The sequence below is a fragment of the Fusibacter ferrireducens genome (assembly GCF_015352425.1).
Taxonomy (GTDB): domain Bacteria; phylum Bacillota; class Clostridia; order Peptostreptococcales; family Acidaminobacteraceae; genus Fusibacter_A; species Fusibacter_A ferrireducens.
In genome coordinates this window covers 317,219-336,266 of the sequence record NZ_JADKNH010000002.1, presented here as the reverse complement: position 1 = coordinate 336,266, position 19,048 = coordinate 317,219, and the positions used below count along the sequence as shown (strand labels likewise).

Annotated in this window: 16 protein-coding genes; 15 read left to right on the top strand and 1 reads right to left on the bottom strand. The window is 36.8% G+C overall.

Annotation, left to right across the window (positions count from 1 at the left end):
- Positions 1 to 28: 28 nt before the first annotated feature.
- The 4 genes from ISU02_RS04585 to ISU02_RS04570 are packed head-to-tail and all read left to right on the top strand — an operon-like array spanning position 29 to position 3,927.
- Entirely contained in the window at positions 29 to 1,039 is a 1,011-nt protein-coding gene (locus ISU02_RS04585) for a FecCD family ABC transporter permease (RefSeq protein ID WP_194700608.1), read from the top strand.
- Positions 1,039 to 1,836, top strand: coding sequence for an ABC transporter ATP-binding protein (locus ISU02_RS04580; protein WP_194700607.1), 798 nt, complete (start codon positions 1,039 to 1,041; stop codon positions 1,834 to 1,836). The genes ISU02_RS04585 and ISU02_RS04580 overlap by 1 nt, the downstream gene beginning before the upstream one ends.
- A 36-nt stretch (positions 1,837 to 1,872) precedes the next feature.
- On the top strand, positions 1,873 to 2,964 hold the full coding sequence (locus tag ISU02_RS04575) for an ABC transporter substrate-binding protein (protein ID WP_194700606.1): 1,092 nt from the start codon (positions 1,873 to 1,875) through the stop codon (positions 2,962 to 2,964).
- A gap of 3 nt (positions 2,965 to 2,967) precedes the next feature.
- Positions 2,968 to 3,927 (top strand): hypothetical protein, encoded by a 960-nt coding sequence (locus ISU02_RS04570; RefSeq protein WP_194700605.1) that lies wholly within the window; start codon positions 2,968 to 2,970, stop codon positions 3,925 to 3,927.
- Positions 3,928 to 4,210: 283 nt separating this feature from the next.
- On the opposite strand, the gene ISU02_RS04565 is transcribed toward ISU02_RS04570, so the two are convergent.
- Positions 4,211 to 5,203, bottom strand: a complete 993-nt coding sequence (locus ISU02_RS04565; RefSeq protein WP_194700604.1) for a hypothetical protein — start codon at positions 5,201 to 5,203, stop codon at positions 4,211 to 4,213.
- Positions 5,204 to 5,405: 202 nt separating this feature from the next.
- Here ISU02_RS04565 and ISU02_RS04560 point away from each other — a divergent pair, with 202 nt between their 5' ends.
- The 11 genes from ISU02_RS04560 (at position 5,406) to ISU02_RS04510 (ending at position 19,025) form a co-directional block, all read left to right on the top strand.
- A complete protein-coding gene (locus ISU02_RS04560; protein ID WP_194700603.1) occupies positions 5,406 to 5,669 on the top strand; it encodes a DUF2164 domain-containing protein in 264 nt (87 codons plus the stop codon).
- A gap of 2 nt (positions 5,670 to 5,671) precedes the next feature.
- Positions 5,672 to 6,229 carry a GNAT family N-acetyltransferase gene (locus ISU02_RS04555; protein ID WP_194700602.1) on the top strand — a complete coding sequence of 186 codons (558 nt, stop codon included), beginning with the start codon at positions 5,672 to 5,674 and terminating at the stop codon, positions 6,227 to 6,229.
- 93 nt (positions 6,230 to 6,322) lie between these two features.
- A complete protein-coding gene (locus ISU02_RS04550) occupies positions 6,323 to 7,366 on the top strand; it encodes a GNAT family N-acetyltransferase (RefSeq protein ID WP_194700601.1) in 1,044 nt (347 codons plus the stop codon).
- 10 nt (positions 7,367 to 7,376) lie between these two features.
- The gene (locus ISU02_RS04545; protein ID WP_194700600.1) at positions 7,377 to 7,718 is read left to right on the top strand and encodes a DsrE family protein; all 342 of its coding nucleotides are present in this window, start codon (positions 7,377 to 7,379) and stop codon (positions 7,716 to 7,718) included.
- Between the two features lie 26 nt (positions 7,719 to 7,744).
- Entirely contained in the window at positions 7,745 to 8,911 is a 1,167-nt protein-coding gene (locus ISU02_RS04540) for a PAS domain-containing protein (RefSeq protein WP_194700599.1), read from the top strand.
- A 150-nt stretch (positions 8,912 to 9,061) separates the two neighbouring features.
- Entirely contained in the window at positions 9,062 to 9,556 is a 495-nt protein-coding gene (locus ISU02_RS04535; RefSeq protein ID WP_194700598.1) for a flavodoxin domain-containing protein, read from the top strand.
- A 355-nt stretch (positions 9,557 to 9,911) separates the two neighbouring features.
- On the top strand, positions 9,912 to 10,265 hold the full coding sequence (locus ISU02_RS04530) for a Na-translocating system protein MpsC family protein (RefSeq protein ID WP_194700597.1): 354 nt from the start codon (positions 9,912 to 9,914) through the stop codon (positions 10,263 to 10,265).
- Positions 10,266 to 10,288: 23 nt separating this feature from the next.
- Positions 10,289 to 11,173 (top strand): GGDEF domain-containing protein, encoded by an 885-nt coding sequence (locus tag ISU02_RS04525; protein WP_194700596.1) that lies wholly within the window; start codon positions 10,289 to 10,291, stop codon positions 11,171 to 11,173.
- A 102-nt stretch (positions 11,174 to 11,275) separates the two neighbouring features.
- Positions 11,276 to 13,258 (top strand): oxygen-binding di-iron domain-containing protein, encoded by a 1,983-nt coding sequence (locus ISU02_RS04520; protein ID WP_194700595.1) that lies wholly within the window; start codon positions 11,276 to 11,278, stop codon positions 13,256 to 13,258.
- Entirely contained in the window at positions 13,255 to 16,155 is a 2,901-nt protein-coding gene (locus ISU02_RS04515) for a glycosyltransferase (RefSeq protein WP_194700594.1), read from the top strand. The genes ISU02_RS04520 and ISU02_RS04515 overlap by 4 nt, the downstream gene beginning before the upstream one ends.
- Positions 16,152 to 19,025: a hypothetical protein gene (locus ISU02_RS04510; RefSeq protein WP_194700593.1), complete on the top strand. Its 2,874-nt coding sequence runs from the start codon at positions 16,152 to 16,154 to the stop codon at positions 19,023 to 19,025. Before ISU02_RS04515 ends, ISU02_RS04510 begins: the two co-directional genes overlap by 4 nt.
- The last annotated feature ends 23 nt before the right edge of the window (positions 19,026 to 19,048 follow it).

Genomic DNA, 19,048 nt, shown 5'->3' with positions numbered 1-19,048 from the left:
AAGCGCACGGCGTTAAAGGATGGGCATAATGACAGGTGGCAAAACGAAAAAATGGTCTATTATGATATTGATATATATTTCGCCAGTTCTGCTATTATTGCTTTCATTAGCTCTGGGGCGATATCCACTTAATCTGATAGATGTCTTTCAATCGACGTTCTTTCATAAAACGAGTGCTTCAAGCGTGGAGACCAGCGTTGTTTGGCTGATTCGGTTTCCGCGTGCAATTATTGGCTTTTTAATTGGAGGGAGTTTGGCTTTAAGCGGTGCAACCTTGCAAGGCGTGTTTCGAAATCCCTTAGTGGATTCAGGGATGTTAGGTGTCAATTCAGGTGCTGGCTTTGGAGCAGTTTTGGCGATTATTCTCTTTAACCAAGGTTCTATTACAACACTTATATTTTCATTTGCATTCGGCCTCCTTGCGGTGGGGATGGCATTTGCCATTGGTGGTTTTTATAAACAATCATCGACAATTATGCTCATTTTGGGTGGTGTGATTGTATCATCTCTATTTTCTGCCCTGATTTCTTTTGGAAAGTACATTGCCGATCCGTTTGACGAATTGCCTGAGATTGTGTTCTGGCTCATGGGAAGCTTAGCCAATGTCAGTTATGATGAATTAAAATTTATTTGGCTGCCTGTTTTAATTGGTGTGCCTGTAATTTTATACTATAGAAGACAGATTAACATCCTTTCCATGGGCGATAAAGAAGCCACGAGTCTTGGTGTTCATACGAAGCGATTAAAAGGCATTTTAATTATTTCATGTTCTCTGATTACTGCGGCATCTGTTTGTATTGCAGGCACCATTGGCTGGGTAGGCCTTATCATTCCACATATTATACGGATGCTTATTGGCAATGATCACTCGAAGCTGATGCCGTTATCCTTTTTTTTAGGCGGGAGTTTCTTAGTTTGCATTGATATTCTGGCGAGATCATTAACTGCTGCAGAAATTCCGATAGGGATATTGACATCATTAATCGGAGCGCCTTTTTACATCCTTCTGCTTAAGAAAACGAAGGGAGGGAAATGGTGATGTCCATTATAGAAATTAAAAACCTGACTTTCGCATATGAAACTCAAAATGTGCTTAAAGATATTTCACTCATGATTAAAAAGGGGACGATTACTTGTCTATTGGGTAATAATGGCAGTGGTAAAACGACGTTGCTTGACAACATTCTTGGTATTTATCCATCTCAAAAGGGATTGATTAAAGTTCATGGGGATGAAATCAATAAAATTTCAATTTCAAAAAGGGCAAAGTATATTTCTTATATTCCTCAAAATCATGAAGAACATTTCCCGTATACGGTTTTAGAAATTGTGCTCATGGGCAGAAATCCATATCTTAAAGCCTATGAGAGATCCAAGAAGGAAGACTTGACCAGAGTGGATGAAGCACTTTCACTGATGGGAATTATGGCACTGAAAGATCGGCTGTATACGCAGTTAAGTGGCGGAGAAATGAAGATGGTTCTCTTTGCAAGAGCTTATGTGCAGGACACAGATATCATTTTGATGGATGAACCCACGGCCTCTTTAGACTTGAAAAATGAGCAAATATTGCTTGAAAGAGTGGCGTATTTGGTTAAAGAAAAACATAAGACCATCATTATGAGTTCTCACGAGATTAATCATCCACTGTATTTTGATCGGCATAAAATTGAAACTCAAGTGGCTATGCTCAAAAAAGGTCGAATTTTATATCAAGGTTCTGTAAAAGAAGTTGTTCTTGAGCAAAATATAGAGGCGATTTATGATGTGAAAACGAAGATATTACCTTATACGCTGGACGATGGGGATGAAGGCCGGACTGTAATCACAATGTGAGACAATTTTCTATTTTTTTAAAGGGGCGATAAAGGCATGAAAGCGAAACTTTCGATATTTATTTTGGTGGTTGTCATGATCTTGAGTAGTTGTAGCAATATTGTCAATACTTCAGATCTCAATGATGAAAACTCAAAAGTCATCGTGGATTCCATGGATAGAGAAGTACGTGTACCCTTGGAACCACAACGCGTTGCCTGTCTGTTTACCAATACGGGGCACATTATGACTATGCTCGGATCTGGTGATAAAATTGTGGCAGTGAGCAATGGCTTGAAGCGCGATAAATTGCTTCATGAGATTGCACCAAGTATAAAAGAAGCTGCTTTGGTAAAAGTCAGTGGAGCAGTGAACTTTGAAGAACTTTTGAAGCAAAATGTGGATTTAGTGATTATGCCAAGTGATATGTACGCAGATGATGCCCTGGTCAAGCAGTTTAACAAATATAAAATACCATTTATTGTCACGCAATTTGATTCCATTGAAACACAGCAAGATCTAGTGATGATGCTGGGTGAGGTCTTTAATGCACAGGAAGAAGCGGCCCTTTACAATGCAATGTACGATGAGATCAGGGCTCTCGTAAATGACTGTATTAAAGATATACCTGCCGAGCAGCGGTTGCGTGTATACCATGCTTTAAATGAAGCCACGAATACGGTACCTTTGGGCTCATTACCGGAAGAATTCATGAAGATTTCAGGGGGCTTAGAAGTTTCGTTAAAGGATCAACTGATACAGGACAACGATAAATACTATGCTTCTTTAGAGCAGATTATCGCATGGAATCCAGAGGTGATTTTTTGCAATGAAGATGGTGTAGATCAATACATTCTTGAAAAGGATCAATGGCAAATGATTGATGCGGTTAAAAATCATCGTGTCTATATCATGCCGACAGGTATTTCCAGATGGGGACATACCACATCCATAGAGACGCCATTGGCAATGATGTGGGTAGCCAAAACCCTATATCCAGAGGCGTGTGAAACTTTAGATCTAAAAGCGTATACCCAGGCATTCTATCGAGATTTATTTGAATATGAACTGACAGATGAAGCTTATGATTCCATTATTGATGGACGCGGTATGCGATTGAATAAGGATTTATCAGATCAAGGAGAGTGAGTCATGAGAATATACGTGTGTATTGATGATACGGATAATATAGATTCCATTGGAACGGGAACCGTAGCAGATTATATCAAGGAAAAAATTGAAGAAGAACTGGAATTGGTCTGTACACCGACCACAAGACACCAGTTGCTTATCCACGAAGATATCCCATATACATCCCACAACAGTAGCATGTGTTTTGTAGTAGAGCAGAGCAGGAGTGATATGGTCAATACGTTGGATATGCTTGACAAATCTGATACACAGGTATTTGAAAATGAGGCCAATCTATGGACTGAATCATACGAGCAAATTAAAAGGATTGCAACCGATACCATACTTGAGTACAGGGCAGAGGGTTCAGATCCGGGTTTATGTGTGGTGCTCAATCCAGATGAAGAAGTACATTCAAAGTTGATACAGTTTGGCATGGAGGCGAAAGTATCTATTAAAACCAAATCAGATGCATACGGCCTCGCAAGTGCATTGGGCATCCATCTTTCAGAACATGGTGGGACCGGCGGCGGTGTGATTGGCGCTATGGCAGGTGTTGGATTGCGACTTTCAGGGAATGATGGCGAGGTGAAAGCCAGCTTAAAATCATTGGACAAAGGGCTTTACAGTGTAGAAGCACTGATGGCGCTTCCTGAAGTTGATGTCATTCGGCATAGAGATAGCCTGTCAATTGTCGAGAGCGGCGATATTCTGTTTACAAGTAAGAGCAAGACCATTTTGAGAGATGGTCAATTCACTCTGTTCGTCTTGGGTTCAGAAGGGGCATATAAGGCGCTTGAAAAGAAGGCCATTCGCAAAATGGAAATCAAGCAAAAACAGGATGATGGGGAAAATAAACATTGTAAGCACTTTGTTAGAGATGTCTATGAAGAGTGCATTGATGAAAAAAAAGTCTGCGCAAATTGTAGTTATAGGCGTTGGACTGCACATGCTTTTAAGTGCCTTTTAGATCAACTTTAATTTGAATGCAATCGTTTTTTATTGAATAGATATTGGGTTGATATTGAATATATATTGACTGGATATTCAATATATCTTAAAGAAGCTTTAAACGGATAATGATTAGATTTATAGAAGAGCACCACCCAGTTTAGGGTGGTGCTTTTTTAAAACGATAAGATTTGAGCGGAAAGATTTAAGCCGAAGTATTCGTCGGGAAAATCATCCCTGAAAATGGGTTTGAGACATCAAAAGATGATGTGTATTCCTATTGTATCATGCTGCTCGTTCAGTCATTTTCATGTTATTGTCCGCTTAGATTCAAGACTTCTGCACCTGCTGGATAAGTGATATCGTCTGGCGTCACTGTGCCCAGTGATAAATCTTTAAAATAGAAACTGCTTTCAAATGAGCCGCTTTTGGTTTCCATTTTAATAATCATAGGATGTTCTTTCCATACATAATAAGTGGCTTCAAAACCAGGCGAAGTGTTTTCGAAGACGAGTACTTCTTTGTCATCTAGATCTTCTTCGCCTCTATAGGCGATCTCATCAAAAGTTTGTGCATCGAGTTCATCTACAAAAGTAAAGGGTGTTACAATAGGCATTTCTTCCATAATAGGTGTAATAACCACTTGATTTGTTTCGGCAGCATAGACACCCATTGTTCCATTTTCATGATTGTAATAGGTGATTAAGCCTTGTGTTTCAGCTTTCATGCTTTGACCGATCACCCATAATTTCATGGTTTCATTCAGTTGGCCTGCATTTGACATTTGAAGTTCAAAATAGTAATTGTCATAGGTTGAATCTGTTGTGATGGTATCCTTAAATGTATACGAAGGTGCATCTGGGACAGGATAAGTATAACCGATGGGATCAGATTCAATATGACCACTAACGGTAAAAGCTTGTGACGCGTTTGAGGTGGTAAGCATTAATCCTGGTGGCAATGAATTCTGTACAACACTGATGAGATCGTTGCCCTGTTGACTCTCAAGTATGAATTGACCATCTGAATCTGTGTGTGATTCGCTAAATTGATTTTTAATGGTAATATCGGGCAGTCCAGATTCGTCTGATTCCATAATGCCGTTTCCATTGGCGTCTAAAAATACAATGCCAGTTATGGTGTACATAGGGTTTAAGTCTGAGTTAGTTTGTTCAGTGGAAGTGGTCGATGGTTGATTTTGGGATTCATTAGAACTGTTTGAACATCCCCAGAGTAAGAGTGATGAAATGCCTAGAATAATAAGTAAGAGTAGATTTTTTTGATTCACATAAATTCTGCTTATCATTTTATGACCTCCCTTAAAAAAATTATGAGCCTTTTACAGATCTCTTTTAATAAAGTAATAGTACCACGGTCCAGAAATAATGAGAATAGTGCGTGGGTCATGTTTACTTCATATCCTATTTTTGATAGTATGAGACATAAGGTGGATATATATAGTATTGCAAAGCATTATAAAGTACTATAAAAGAAAGGGAGACAGCTACATGAAAAAAAGGGCATTATTAGATAAGATTACACTTGAAAAAGAAGAGAGGGAAACCCTCATAGCAGAGATCCAGACTTTTTTTAGTACGGAAAGAGAGGAAGAGCTGGGGACAATAGCGGCAGATATGATTCTTGATTTTTTCCTTGAAACGCTTGGAAAAGTGACTTATAACAAAGCTTTGTCAGATTCGAAATATTGGTTTGAAAAGAGGCTTGAAGAAATTTCTTATGACTATGATTTACTTTATAAAAAAGGACGTTAAAAATGAGTGGGGATAAAATCGCATTGCTTAGGCCAATGCAAGCTGATTTAGAAGAACTCGAGCAATTTTTTACACGGTGTATTCACAGTGTTCTAATAGATGAAGGTCTAAAGGATATAGAGGCATTTGTCACGGATGAAGTCTCTGAGAAAATGAAATTTGTGCAAAGCGATTTAGATTCTGAAGGAAGAACGTATTTTTTTTTGTTGGCTAAAAAGGATCAAAAAATTATTGGAACCATTGCATATGGGCCCGCTGGCGCCTTGATCAATGAACTTTCAAAAGGGGTCTACTCGACTTATGGAGAAATTGGAAGTGTGTTTGTACATCCAGATCAACATAATCGTGGTATTGGATCTTCGATGTTAAATGCAATGTATTTGGTTCTTTTAGGACGCGGTGTAAAGACTTTTACACTGGATAGCGGCTATACGAAAGCTAAAAAGATATGGACTGGCAAATTGGGTAACCCGGATATTATTGTGAAGGATTATTGGGGAGAGGGCTATGATCACTATATTTGGTGTAGAAGCATGGATGAAGTCTCAATTGCCTTCTGAGGAGAGTTAGAGAGTCGTGTAAATATAATTCATCGGGATTGAGCGTCTTATTTAAAGTATTTAGACTTGCAGGGGAGGTGTATTTGGTTGATAATGGAATCCAATTTGAAAACAGTCTTGTTTAAAATAGCAACGCAGTTGAATGAAGCAAAAGTCACATGGGCGGTGGGTGCGTCAATTGTACTTGACTACTACGATCTTTTAGATAAACCACCACGGGATATTGATTTGATTGTTCAAGTTGACGATGTTGAAAAAGTGGATCATATTTTGGAGACATTGGGCAAAAAGCAGTCTTGGGAGAAATCTGAACAGTATAGCACACCTTACTTTTACGAATTCATTATCGACGATATCGATATAGATGTCATGGCGGAATTGACGATTAATACAAGCCAGGGACAATTTAGATATCATTTTGATAAAAAGTATATTCACTCTGTTTGGAGTGAAATGGGTACAGAAGTACCTTTGACATCTCTTGAAGATTGGTTTGTCCTGTACGGGCTCATGGAAAATCGTGAAGAGAAAGTTAAACGGATTGGCGATTACTTTAAACATCACAAGCCTCAACAGATGAGCATTGAGGCGGAACTTAGGCGACAGAACGTCATGCCAGAACAGCTGATGCGGCAAATTGCTGAGATCAAAGAGGATGAAAAAGGGTGCTTTAGAGAAGCTAAGCCGGATGAGTTCTTAGAGCTCAATGAGTTGGCAGCTCAGTCAGAAGCGCATTGGGGATATGATGAAGCTTTTTTAAATGAATTTAAGACCTTTTATGCGATGGATGCAGAGTATATCTCTGAGAATCCAACTTACGTCTATTTGAGAGAGGAACAAATTGTCGCATTCTATAGTCTTGTACTCAAGGGGCGATTTTGTGAGTTGGAATTCTTCTATGTGAGACCAGATCTTATAGGGCAAGGCATTGGTCGTGTGCTTTGGAATCACATGTTAAAGCGCTGCTCTTTACTGAAGATAGAAGTGATTACATTTGTGACGAATCCAGAAGCTAAAGCTTTTTATGAAAAAATGGGTGCGATTTATAGTGGTGAAATTGCCTCGTTTTTGAAAACGGATAGAATGATTCCTAAATTTTACTATAAATTAGATTGGACGAAGCAATCTACTTATTGAGGAGGACAAAGTGAACGAAAATTATCTCTATATACTATGGACGAATGCAGATCCAGTTACAGCTGAAAAAATGGTGCTTATGTATGGCACAAATGCCAAAATTCATGGGTGGTGGGAAGAGATCACCATAATTATATGGGGGTCAACAGCATCGTTGATCGCTGAGAATGAAAATATTAGAGAACTTGTTGCTTTTGCAATTCAAAAGGGCGTAAAATTTTCTGCCTGCAAAGCTTGTGCGGATCAATTGAACGTTTCAGAAAATCTGAGTGCAATGGGCATTGAGATTAAATATTGGGGAGAAGGTCTAACTGAACTTCTCAAAACAAAATCTAATTTGTTGACAATTTAAACATGAGAAAAGAAAAGGAGTTTCCGATGTCTGTTGATGAAAAACGCGTTGAGCGATTAATTGAATATACAAAGAGCCTCCTTGATGGTGGAGACGGGAAGGCATTATATGATCAGTATTGCTCAGATATTGAGCACGTCAAACCCAGTGAAGTTTTTGATATTTTTTATCATCTCCTCCAAGAAGGGCGTAAGCCAAAATCTATCCTTTTATGTCTGGATAAAGTCATTAATGTCTTTTATAAAAGCTTGATTAACTATGCGTGGGAAAAGCCGAGTGAGGATGATTTTATCAACAATCTATTGGCTGAAAATGCGGCTTTAGTCATGAAGATAGAAGCGATTAAAAAAATTATAAAATTGGAAAACTGTGTTGAAAACAGAGTATTGCTTTTGGAGGCTATTTCTGAACTGAAGTTATTCAATGAGCACTATTTAAAAAAGGAAAATATACTCTTTCCATATCTTGAAAAACGTATGCCTAAATTTCAAGGCCTTTCTATAATGTGGTCTCTTCACGATCGCGTTAGACAGGAAATCAGAGAGACCATTGAAATTCTAGGAAATGTAACATCCAGTGAGAAGGATATCAACCAGAAACTGGGTATGTTAATTTTCAGCATGCTTGGCGTGCTCAAAAAAGAGGAATTGATATTGATTCCCGTTGCAAGCGAGGTTTTGGAGCACACTGAATGGAATGCGATGTATAAGCAGAGCTTTGAATATGATTTCCCTTTTATTGAAAAGCCAGAAGTTTTTCTACCAGATGCTGTGACATCTTTTTCCGTTAAAGATGGTATCTATAAAACTGAAACAGGCAGTTTGACTTATGAGCAATTAGAGTCATTGTTTTCAGCGATTCCTGTTGATTTGACTTTTATAGATGCACAAGACAAAGTACGCTATTTCTCGAGATCCCAAGAGCGTATTTTTCCAAGATCAACAGCGGTTTTGGGCAGAGATGTTAGACAGTGTCATCCGCCTGAAAGCGTGGATAAGGTGCTTGAAATTATTGAAGCGTTTAAATCTGGCGCAAGAGAAAAAGCCGTTTTTTGGATTAATTATAAAGCGCATAAGGTATGGATTCAGTATTTTGCTCTGAGAGATCAAGCGGGAGTGTATATAGGTACGCTTGAAGTGAGTCAAATTGTGGATGAAATAATCTCTATAAAAGGTGAGAAGAGACTCATGTAATCCGCAATTAATTAAGGACATTCTACGGGATGATCTGCAATAAACCCATTTAAGGTTAGAGTTTGGTTAGAATGGGCTAAAAGTGTTGACCTCGATCTTAAAAGGTAATATATTATCTATAATAGATCATTATAAATTTGGAGGCGAACAATGAGCACGTTAATATTATATACATCAACTTATGGGTTAACAGAGCGTATGGCAAAAAAGCTTGGAGAACAGATTGAAGACAAAGTGGAATGCCTTAATTTAATGCAAAATAGAAATGTTGATTTGACGCAATATGATAAATTAATCATTGGGGCATCCATTTATATGGGACAAATTCAAAAAGAAATGAAGCAGTTTTGCGAAGCAAATGAAGCTGAAATGATTAAACACCCTATTTTCATATTTTTATGTTGTGGCATTGAAGCCAATGTAGGCACTTATTTAGAGCATGCTTTCCCAAAGGCTATAATTGAACACTCTAGGGTTCGAGTTTCATTTGGCGGTGAATTGGATCTCAATAAGATGAAATTTCTCCATAGAACGATTACGAAGATGATGATCAAAAATAGTGAAAAAACGGGTCAACTTTTACCGAATCCTAAATATGAAGCAATTGAGGGCTTGGCGAAAATCATTAATACTGATATAATATAAAGAACTATTGAATAGAGGGCTTTGGTCTCTATTCTTTTTTTAAGAGCAAGACCATAGTCATAGGACAATAATGTTAACAAAGTGTAATATATTTAAAAATATACAGAAAAAATGTGAGAATAACAATATAAAGAACCATTTAGGTCAATTGACATAAAAGGATAAATCGAATATAATTTACATATATATCTAAGTCCCTTGAAGATGCATAAGACCAATAGAATATTTCGGTTAGACTATAAAAGAGGAGTAATTCAGCTTTTTATGTAAACCAATATAGTATACAACTATATTGGTTTTATTTTTTTTATTAGAATGGACTCTAATAGAGATTTTCAGATCCAAGGAGGGTAATTTGAACGCAAAGAGGGAGTATGAAAGACTGATTCTTTCTAAATATGTGGGACATATTAAGAGAGTTGGAGGGCGGGGGCCTAAAAATATTTATGTAAAGATTGAGGATAAGCACATTATAATCAATTTTGCCTTGGTTTTTTCACCACTTGAGAGGTTTGTTTATGAAAATTTGGATAATGCCTCGACTTTGTTGACAGATTTATACAGTCGTGTGGGCGGGATTGTCATTTATGAGTTTATTGATGAACTTGAGCAAGAAATGCAACAACCTATTAAATATGTGGATCATGTTATTGATATAGACAATAATAAGTTCCAAGTGATTTTAAAAAGTGAAAGCTCTATCCTTTAAAATGAATTGTGGGGAGAAATCTAATGCAATCGGTGCTTATAAATTTAAAAAAAAGATATGAACCCTTATTTGAACATATAAGAATTGTAGATTTTGATGAAAAAGTCACTTATACGCTGGACTGTCAAAATGAATTGGAGCGGAAACCCTGTAATCATTTATGCAGATTGAAAGAAGATTGCTTTTGCGCTAAAGTTCTGCAGGAAAATCGTAAAATGACTAGACTAGAATTTTTAGAAGGGAAAAGCTATATTATATATGGTTTTCCAATTCAAGAGGGTAATCGTAAATTTGTTGTTGAACTGACAGATCAAATTGATGGTAGCAATATCTTTGAAGAAACAGAAGAGCATGATAACAGAGACATAACTGCTATAATCGAAGGCATGAATCAGATGATCATTACTGATGAGATGACAGGATTATTTAATCGTCGATATATTACTCAGAAATTGCCACTTGATCTAATGCATAGTTATTATAAAAAAGGGACATTGGCTATTGTAATGGCTGATATTGATAAATTCAAACAAATTAATGATCTCTATGGACATGATGTGGGTGATAGAGTCCTTATTAATTTTTCGAATCTCCTCAAAAATACCATAAGAAGTTCAAGTGATTGGGTAGCTCGATATGGTGGCGAAGAGTTTTTAATTGTACTACAAAATTTAAATAGCCATAATATTGAATCCATCATGCAACATATTAAAAGTCAAATTGAGTTGGCGCATTTCGGCCCTAAATTTCCTGAAATTAGATTAACTTGTAGTTTTGGTGTTGTCGTCTGTGAGGGCCATATTGGAGATTATGAAAACCTCATTAGAATGGCAGACCAATGTTTACTGCAAGCCAAAAGCGAGGGTAGAAATAAAACGATCATAGCGTATTTAGATGAAACTTCTTGAAAATTCATTTTTCGAGAAGTTTTTTTAGTCGCATTATTTTTTTTTGTAATAATATGGGTACATATGGATAAGTAGATCAAATAAATCAACACGGGGGAAGAGATGAGTTATATTGAGTTAAAGGCAGATACTTTTCATGTGGGAAATATCGAGATGCATAACGGTTTGGATTGTAATCCGTATTTACTGATTGATGGCAATGAGGCAGTGCTATTTGATCCTGGATCAAAACTTGATTTTGAGCAAGTATTAGAGAACGTGGTCTCTATTGTGTCGTTAGATCAAATTAAGTATGTTGTTGTACATCATGAAGATCCTGATTTTTGTTCTCAGATTCCCCTACTTGAAGCAGTTGGCTTAAAGGCGGAAGTCGTAACGACTTGGAGGACGATGACTCTAATTCAATATTACGGAATTCAGTCCCCTTATTATTTAATAGAGGAACATGACAATCAATTGACTTTCGGCAATGGCAGAGTTTTAGAATTTATATTGACGCCCTATTTGCATTTTGCGGGTGCGTTTGCAAGCTACGATCGGGTCAACAAGATTTTATTTTCAAGTGATCTATTTGGTGCATTCAGCTATAATAGAACGATTTATGCAGATGATGATTACTTGGGAAAAATGTTGACTTTTCATGAACACTACATGCCTTCAAACTCTGTACTAAGACCTGTGATGGACACGCTGATGTTCTATGATATTCAAATGATATTGCCACAACATGGAGCAATTATAAAGACAAATATAAAAAAGTATATTGAAGCACTTCGAACACTGGAATGCGGTACACTTCTGAGTCCAATTAAAAAAAATCTGATGAAAGAGGGCGGCTATTTAATTGTATTTAATGAAGTCTATCAAAGATTGATTACATTGTATCCCCCGAGAGAAGTTCGAGAGATTTATGATGCAATGAAAGTATTTGCCTTGAATGATCAAAATGAAGTTGTTGCATACAGCGGTGATCCTAAAGAGGTGTGGCAACATATCTTTGTTAAAATCCAAGAAGTGAAAGGGATGATTTGGCTAACTGTCATTGAACCTTTTGTTCGAAATTTGTGTGTTATTTATGATCTTGAGCTGCCTAAAATTATGACTCATAGTTTGGCAGAGGTAGATGCTCAGAATAGAAAATTGATTGAGATCAACCAATCATTAGATCAAACTATAAAAAATGTCAGCGAAAAGCTTGTAAAGTGTCCCGTAACAGGCCTCTTTAATGAGCGATTTTTGATGACACTTTTACTTGAAGAGTTAAATGAAGAGGACTGGAGAAATGTGGGGGCATTCATATGCATTAGCATTGATGACTTTTCAAATTATAAATTGAAGTATGGGGCTAAAGAAGATGAGGCAGTCCTCACTAATATGACCTATATGCTCAAAGAAACTTTTGGAGAACAGGCTGTATTTAAACTTGATGAGACGGATTTTGGACTCTATTTAAAGGGTTATGATCCCAATGACTTAATAACCTTAGTAGAATCGTTTAGAAATGCAATAGAGCTCAGTGAAAATTTTTTAGGAAAGCTGACTGTTTCAATTGGAGCTGCATTTGCAGAAGAATTAGAACTAGATGCCATTTCCTATGAGCTCACCATTAAAAACTATATGGAGCAAGCTTTAAATCGTCTGCGCATTGCAAAGATGAGGGGCAAAAACTACTTCTGTTATACAGGTGGGGTACAGCAAGAGTCGAATCAAACTCAAAAAATTCTCTTAGTAGATTCAGACATTATAAATCTTGAAGTTTTAAAGAACTTTATTGGAGAACTCAATATCGAGGTGATTTCTGCAAGTGACGGTACCACAGGTCTTGAACTTGCGAGACTACATCTGCCTAAATTGATTATCTCAGATATCATTTTAGATAAGATGGATGGTTTTCTCTTGAGGGAAGCTCTTCAAAAAAGCTCTAAAACAAAGGATATAGACATGATCTATTTGTCACATCAAAAAGATGAAGAAAGTGTTGGCAGAGCCCTTGCATTAGGTGTGATTCATTATATCAAAAAACCGTATTTGCTGTCTGAACTTCTAGGTATTGTCAATAAAAAGTTGAAAGGACTAATGGAATGAGTATTCATGTGAATGGTTTAATCGTATTGATGCTCGTTATTCTTTATTTTATTACAGTGTTGATGATGCGGATCATTGGCAATAAGTTTTCGAGCTTAGAAGAAATTTATACAAGAAATAATAAGAGGCTGGCAACGGTATTGTCCCTTGTGGATCATTCTTTTGAAGGGACATTTGATTCTTTGCGCGAAATCAAGGAAATCAAACAAAATTTGATCATGGAGGATTTAGAGCAACATCTTCAAAGTAAAGAACTGATAAAAATTGAGAAAATTGAGATCAGGAAGTTGAAATCTATTTCTAAGACTAGGCGAAAAGAAGCTTGTACATATTTGGGACTCATTGGAAGCGAAAATGCGAGAATGGCACTTGAAAGCGCATTGATGCATGAAAAGGACTATTCAGTCAAAATATATATTTCAAACGCGTTAACAGATATCCGAAATCCAAAATCAATTGAGGTTATGACCAAGGCACTTATAGGCACACATAAATGGTATCGCACTAAGGCCATCTCCAATATTCTTGAGTTTGGTTACTTAGTTCAACCCTATCTGTTGGCATTGTATGAGACCAATGATATAGAACTTATTGAGTTGAATTTGAAATATGCTGCTGAAAACTTCAATGAAGACACCAAGAGATACCTATTCCGTTTTGTCGATGATTATGAAACAAAGTATAAAGCACTTAAAGCATACTATTTAGAACAAATAAAAAGCAACAAGACCAAATATAGAATAAGTTATCTGGATGAAGATTTTAATAAATTATTGACATTGTCCTGTAAAACTTTATCCAATTATTATTTCATTGATTTTTCGGAGGCCAAATATTATGAAAATGATCATGTCATAATCAAAAACAACGCATTTTGGGCGCTCTCCAAAGTGAATCGAACAGAGCATTTTAAAATATTGCTCGCTCATTTAAATGAAGCGGATTTTGAGAAAACTCTAATTGCAGTCATCACAAAGATGATAGAGCATAATCCGCGCTTTTTATACATATTGGAAGAGTCATTTTTTGCTGAATCCAATATGGATATAAAAAAGAGAATGGCACAAATTTTTTCTAACAAAATTGAGTACTATATTTTAAAACTCAACAGCAAGCATCCCCATTACGCTAAGGAGATTTTAGGGGAGATCATATTAAATGGCAAGATCAATGAGCTCATTGGTTTTATGAACTTAAATAGAGATTTTGATCTAGAGAATATGCTTATTGAAATATTAAAGGAAAGAGTAGATCCTGAATCTCAAATTGGATTGGAGTTAAGGCGATATCTAAATCGACGCATAATCGAAAAGTGGGGCACAGAACCGTTCGAACTCAATAAAATATCTGAGGTTCATTTAAAAGATAAGAAACTTGCCAAAGTGGTTCTAATGTTCACTTTAATTGGCTTTTTAGCTTATCCTCTTTTGTTCTTTATAAAATATTCAAATGAAATCGGTGTAGTGGGAACGAGATTATTCTTAAAAAAATATGTCATTGGCTTTAATTATATACTGGCATATTATTCGGTGGCCATTAATATTTCCTATTTGATATTAATGTGCTTTTCCTATGCTAACGTGAGAAAACAAGCAAAGCTTTGGAACTTTAAAAATATATCCATGCTTTTTAGGCATAAAATGATTCCATCTATATCTATTATTGCCCCAGCTTTTAACGAAGAAAAGTCAATCGTCTCAAGTGTGCGCTCGCTTTTGAATTTAAAGTATCCCGATTACGAATTGATTGTTGTCAATGATGGCAGTAACGATGAAACACTGCGTCGGTTGATTGAAGCCTTTAAATTGATCCGTGTGGATTATCAGTATCAGATCAGTTTAGATACAGTTCCAATTAGAGGTATTTATCGCAATGCATCATTGCCGAAGCTCGTGGTCATCGATAAAAATAATGGTGGGAAGGCAGATGCTTTAAATGCAGGTATAAATGTTGCCAATAAAGAATTCTTCTGTGGCATTGATGCAGACTCGTTGTTAGAGCCTGAGTCACTGTTGAGATTGGCCTCGCTAACGATTGATGAGAGTAAAGAGACACCTGCATTAGGTGGAAATGTGTGTCCTATTAACAGCTGTAAAGTGGATCAAGGTTTGATTACAGAAGTTGTTTTGTCCAAGAATATCTTGGCAAGATTTCAAACCATCGAATACATTAGAGCTTTTATGGCAGGTCGGTTAGGCTGGCAACAGATGAATAGTTTGCTCATCATATCAGGTGCGTTTGGCCTATTTAGAAAAGATCGTGTTATTTCTGTGGGAGGATACTTAACCACAAGAGGTAAATATAAGAAAGATACTGTTGGGGAAGATATGGAAATCGTTGTCAGAATAAGTCGAATGATGCGAGAAATCAATCACAGTTATAAAATATTGTATGCCTTTAATGCAAATTGCTGGACGGAGGTTCCTGAGGATCTGAAAAGTTTAAAGAATCAGAGGTTTAGATGGCATAGAGGATTGATTGATATTTTGTATTTTCATAGAAAAATGATGTTCAATAGACGGTATGGAAGTACCGGTATCTTTGTTTTGCCTTATTACTTGATCTTTGAAGCATTTGGCCCAATGATTGAAATGCAAGGCTATGTTATGGTTGTCTTGGCGGCAATTTTGGGCATACTAGACGAGAAGATTGCACTACTTTTATTTATAACGACTATCTTGCTAGGCGTTTTGGTATCCATTACGGCCCTGTTGATTGCGGAACGAGAAGAACACTATTATAGATTTATGGATGTTATGAAGATGCTCTTTTATGCAATTTTAGAGAACTTTGGAGTTCGACAATTGGTAAGTTTTTGGCGTATAGAGGGTCAATTCAATTTAATGCTTGGACAATCCGGATGGGGCAAGATCAAAAGAAAGGGGATTGAATCATGAAATACAGATGGATTTCAAAGGCAGCTCAAGGGTTTGTATTTCTAATTACATTTATGATTGGACTCCTTATTGTGATACCAATAATAACCTTTCAAAATAAACCGGATTCCCAAGTTGTCATCAAACAGTATGGTGAAAAAAAAGATGCTTCAATTTGGCTGCTGGATCATTTTAAAATCAGGGCAAGGGACTCAGATAAAAACCCCGATCTTTTGCTCATCAATGATTCGCAATTTTTAGAATTGGATCATAGCGAAGACATAAATCATAATATTGTCGTATTCGAATCTATTTATCAACAAGTGAATGCCAGTAAATATCTTTCTGAAAAACTCAATTATCTGACTGGTGTGAGAAGCAGTCGTTTTGTGGGAAAAACCTATCAAGAGTTGAGTGAAATTGAGAATATTCCTGCTGAGATCATCTCTCAATATCGCCAAAAACATGAAGGTCAATGGCCATTCTATGGTGAAGGCATCATTATCAGTAATGAAGAAGACATCATTGTTTTGATTAAAGGGCAAGATTACAGTGGTACCCTGATGGTCAGTTCAGATGAATTTGCCAGTGAAACACAAATCCCCTACTATGGTGTCTTTGAAATAACAGAAGGTGATGTGCCAATCGTTGCGCAATTCAATTTAAAGACAACAGATCAGGGGCAAGCAAAACTAGCACAATTCCAATTGACAAATGAATTTCCAGCAGGATATCACATTTCTAGAAATTATTTTAATGGTTACTATTTAGCGGGTAATTTTACTTCGAATTCGATTTTGGCAGAACCCCAATATGATTTAATCGTTTGGATGATGCAACATAAATTAATTTATGAGAAGTTCACAGGAGAGCAGGTATTTTGGCAGCTTACAGTGCCATTTTTTGAACACGTTATCGAACTAGCACAAGATCAAGAGCATGCAATACAAGTGACCTCTTCAGAATTTACAATTCAAGATAAAACAATCTTTAAATGGGATAATACAGGCGATACAAATCCGTTTTTTGTCAAAGGCGTTAATTTGGGAGTGGCACTCCCAGGCAAGTTTTTTACAGAGTTTCCACAGGATAAAGTCACTTATTTAAACTGGTTAAGCCAGATGGAGGCACTTCGCATCAACACCATAAGAATTTATACGCTTTTGCCGCCCAATTTTTATCAAGCGCTTTATGAATACAATCAAAAAGCATCGGAGCCCATATATCTTCTACAAGAGATTTGGCCAGAAGAAAATCCAGAGGATTTGAACTATTTAGCTGAAACATACAACCAAGTCTATAAAAGAGAAATTGAGTACGCTGTTCATGCCATCCATGGGAATATTGAAATTCCCAAGAGAGATTATCGAGCATATGGTCTTTACGCGTATGACGTCTCTCCATATCTTTTAGGATATTTAGTGGGACGTGAAATGGAACCTGAAGAAGTAATTGAGACGAATGCACTCAATGAAGGCTACCAATTTCAGGGCGAATATATGTATTCTGAGAAGAATGCATCACCTACTGAAGCATGGCTTGCAGCCTCATGTGACTATACTTTAAATATAGAATCTGAATTTTATAAGGGCAATCCCTTGATTGGCATTGTAAATTGGCCGACTTTAGATTCACTATCACATGATAGTGAGTGGAACATAAACGGCGATAAAAGTCTGCAATTTAACGATAAAGTGTCGGTGAATATTGATCACATAGGTATCCATACAGAGCAGGTTAACGGTTTTTTTGGTGCATACCATATATATCCGAATTATCCTAATTTCATGAACAACGAACAATTATATGCCTCTTATCACGATGACGAAGGTGTTTTTAGATACGGAGGCTATTTGGAGGCGTTTATGAATCAAAATCATCGTTATCCAGCTGTTGTAGCAGAATATGGCATATCAACTAGTGCGGTGACATCGCATTTCAATCCGGATGGCTTAAATCACGGTGGCCTCTCAGAGGCTGAGCAAGCTGATTTCATCATACGCATGACAGATGCCATTATCAATGAGCATTATTCCGGTGCAATTATTTTTGAATGGATGGATGAATGGGCTAAGAAAACTTGGACGACAGAATTTTACATGATCCCTTACGAGCGACAAGTATTATGGCACAATACTTTAGATCCTGAGCAAAATTATGGCTTGCTCGCCTATGAGGCATTGGCTCCAGAATATAAGAACATATTTACGAGCAATAGCCCGTATTTGGATTTAGAATATGTCAACGCAGGTCAAAATGCATCTCATATCTATCTAGAATTACAATTTAAAACAAAACCAGATTTAAGCCAAGGGATCCAAATTGCTTTGGATTTAAATACAGAGAAAGATTCGAGTGCCACAGCTGAGCAGAGTTTTGAATATCTCATAGAGATTAATACATCTCCCACTTTATCAGTTGCGCCGAGTTACAACTGGCTTAAAGGACATTATAAATCTATTCCAGAAGACTTTGAGACTTTTGAGCACCTCAATCAGCTTGTCAATCCTGAAAACACAGATAAAGCGGGTAATTATGTTCCAGAATTGACCGTGGATTTAAGCCAGCTCAATATAGGCGATTTGTCCATACCACAAAATAGCATATGGATAGAGGACCATCGAATTGTCATAAGAATTCCATACGGGCTCTTGGGGATATCTGATCCATCGTCGAGATCTATTCTCTGGGATTCACGTGTCTTTATACCAGACAAAATAGATCAAATAGAAACCACTCAAATTGAAATGATTGGATTGAGAGTTCAAAAGGACAAGATGCGTCTTGTGGATATGAACTTACCACTGGAAACTTGGGATGTGCCTAGTTTTAAAACGCGATTAAAGCGTGGCTTTATCAATATTGGCGCATACTTTGATCAAATTGAATAAAAAGAGATGTGTTCATGTAAATC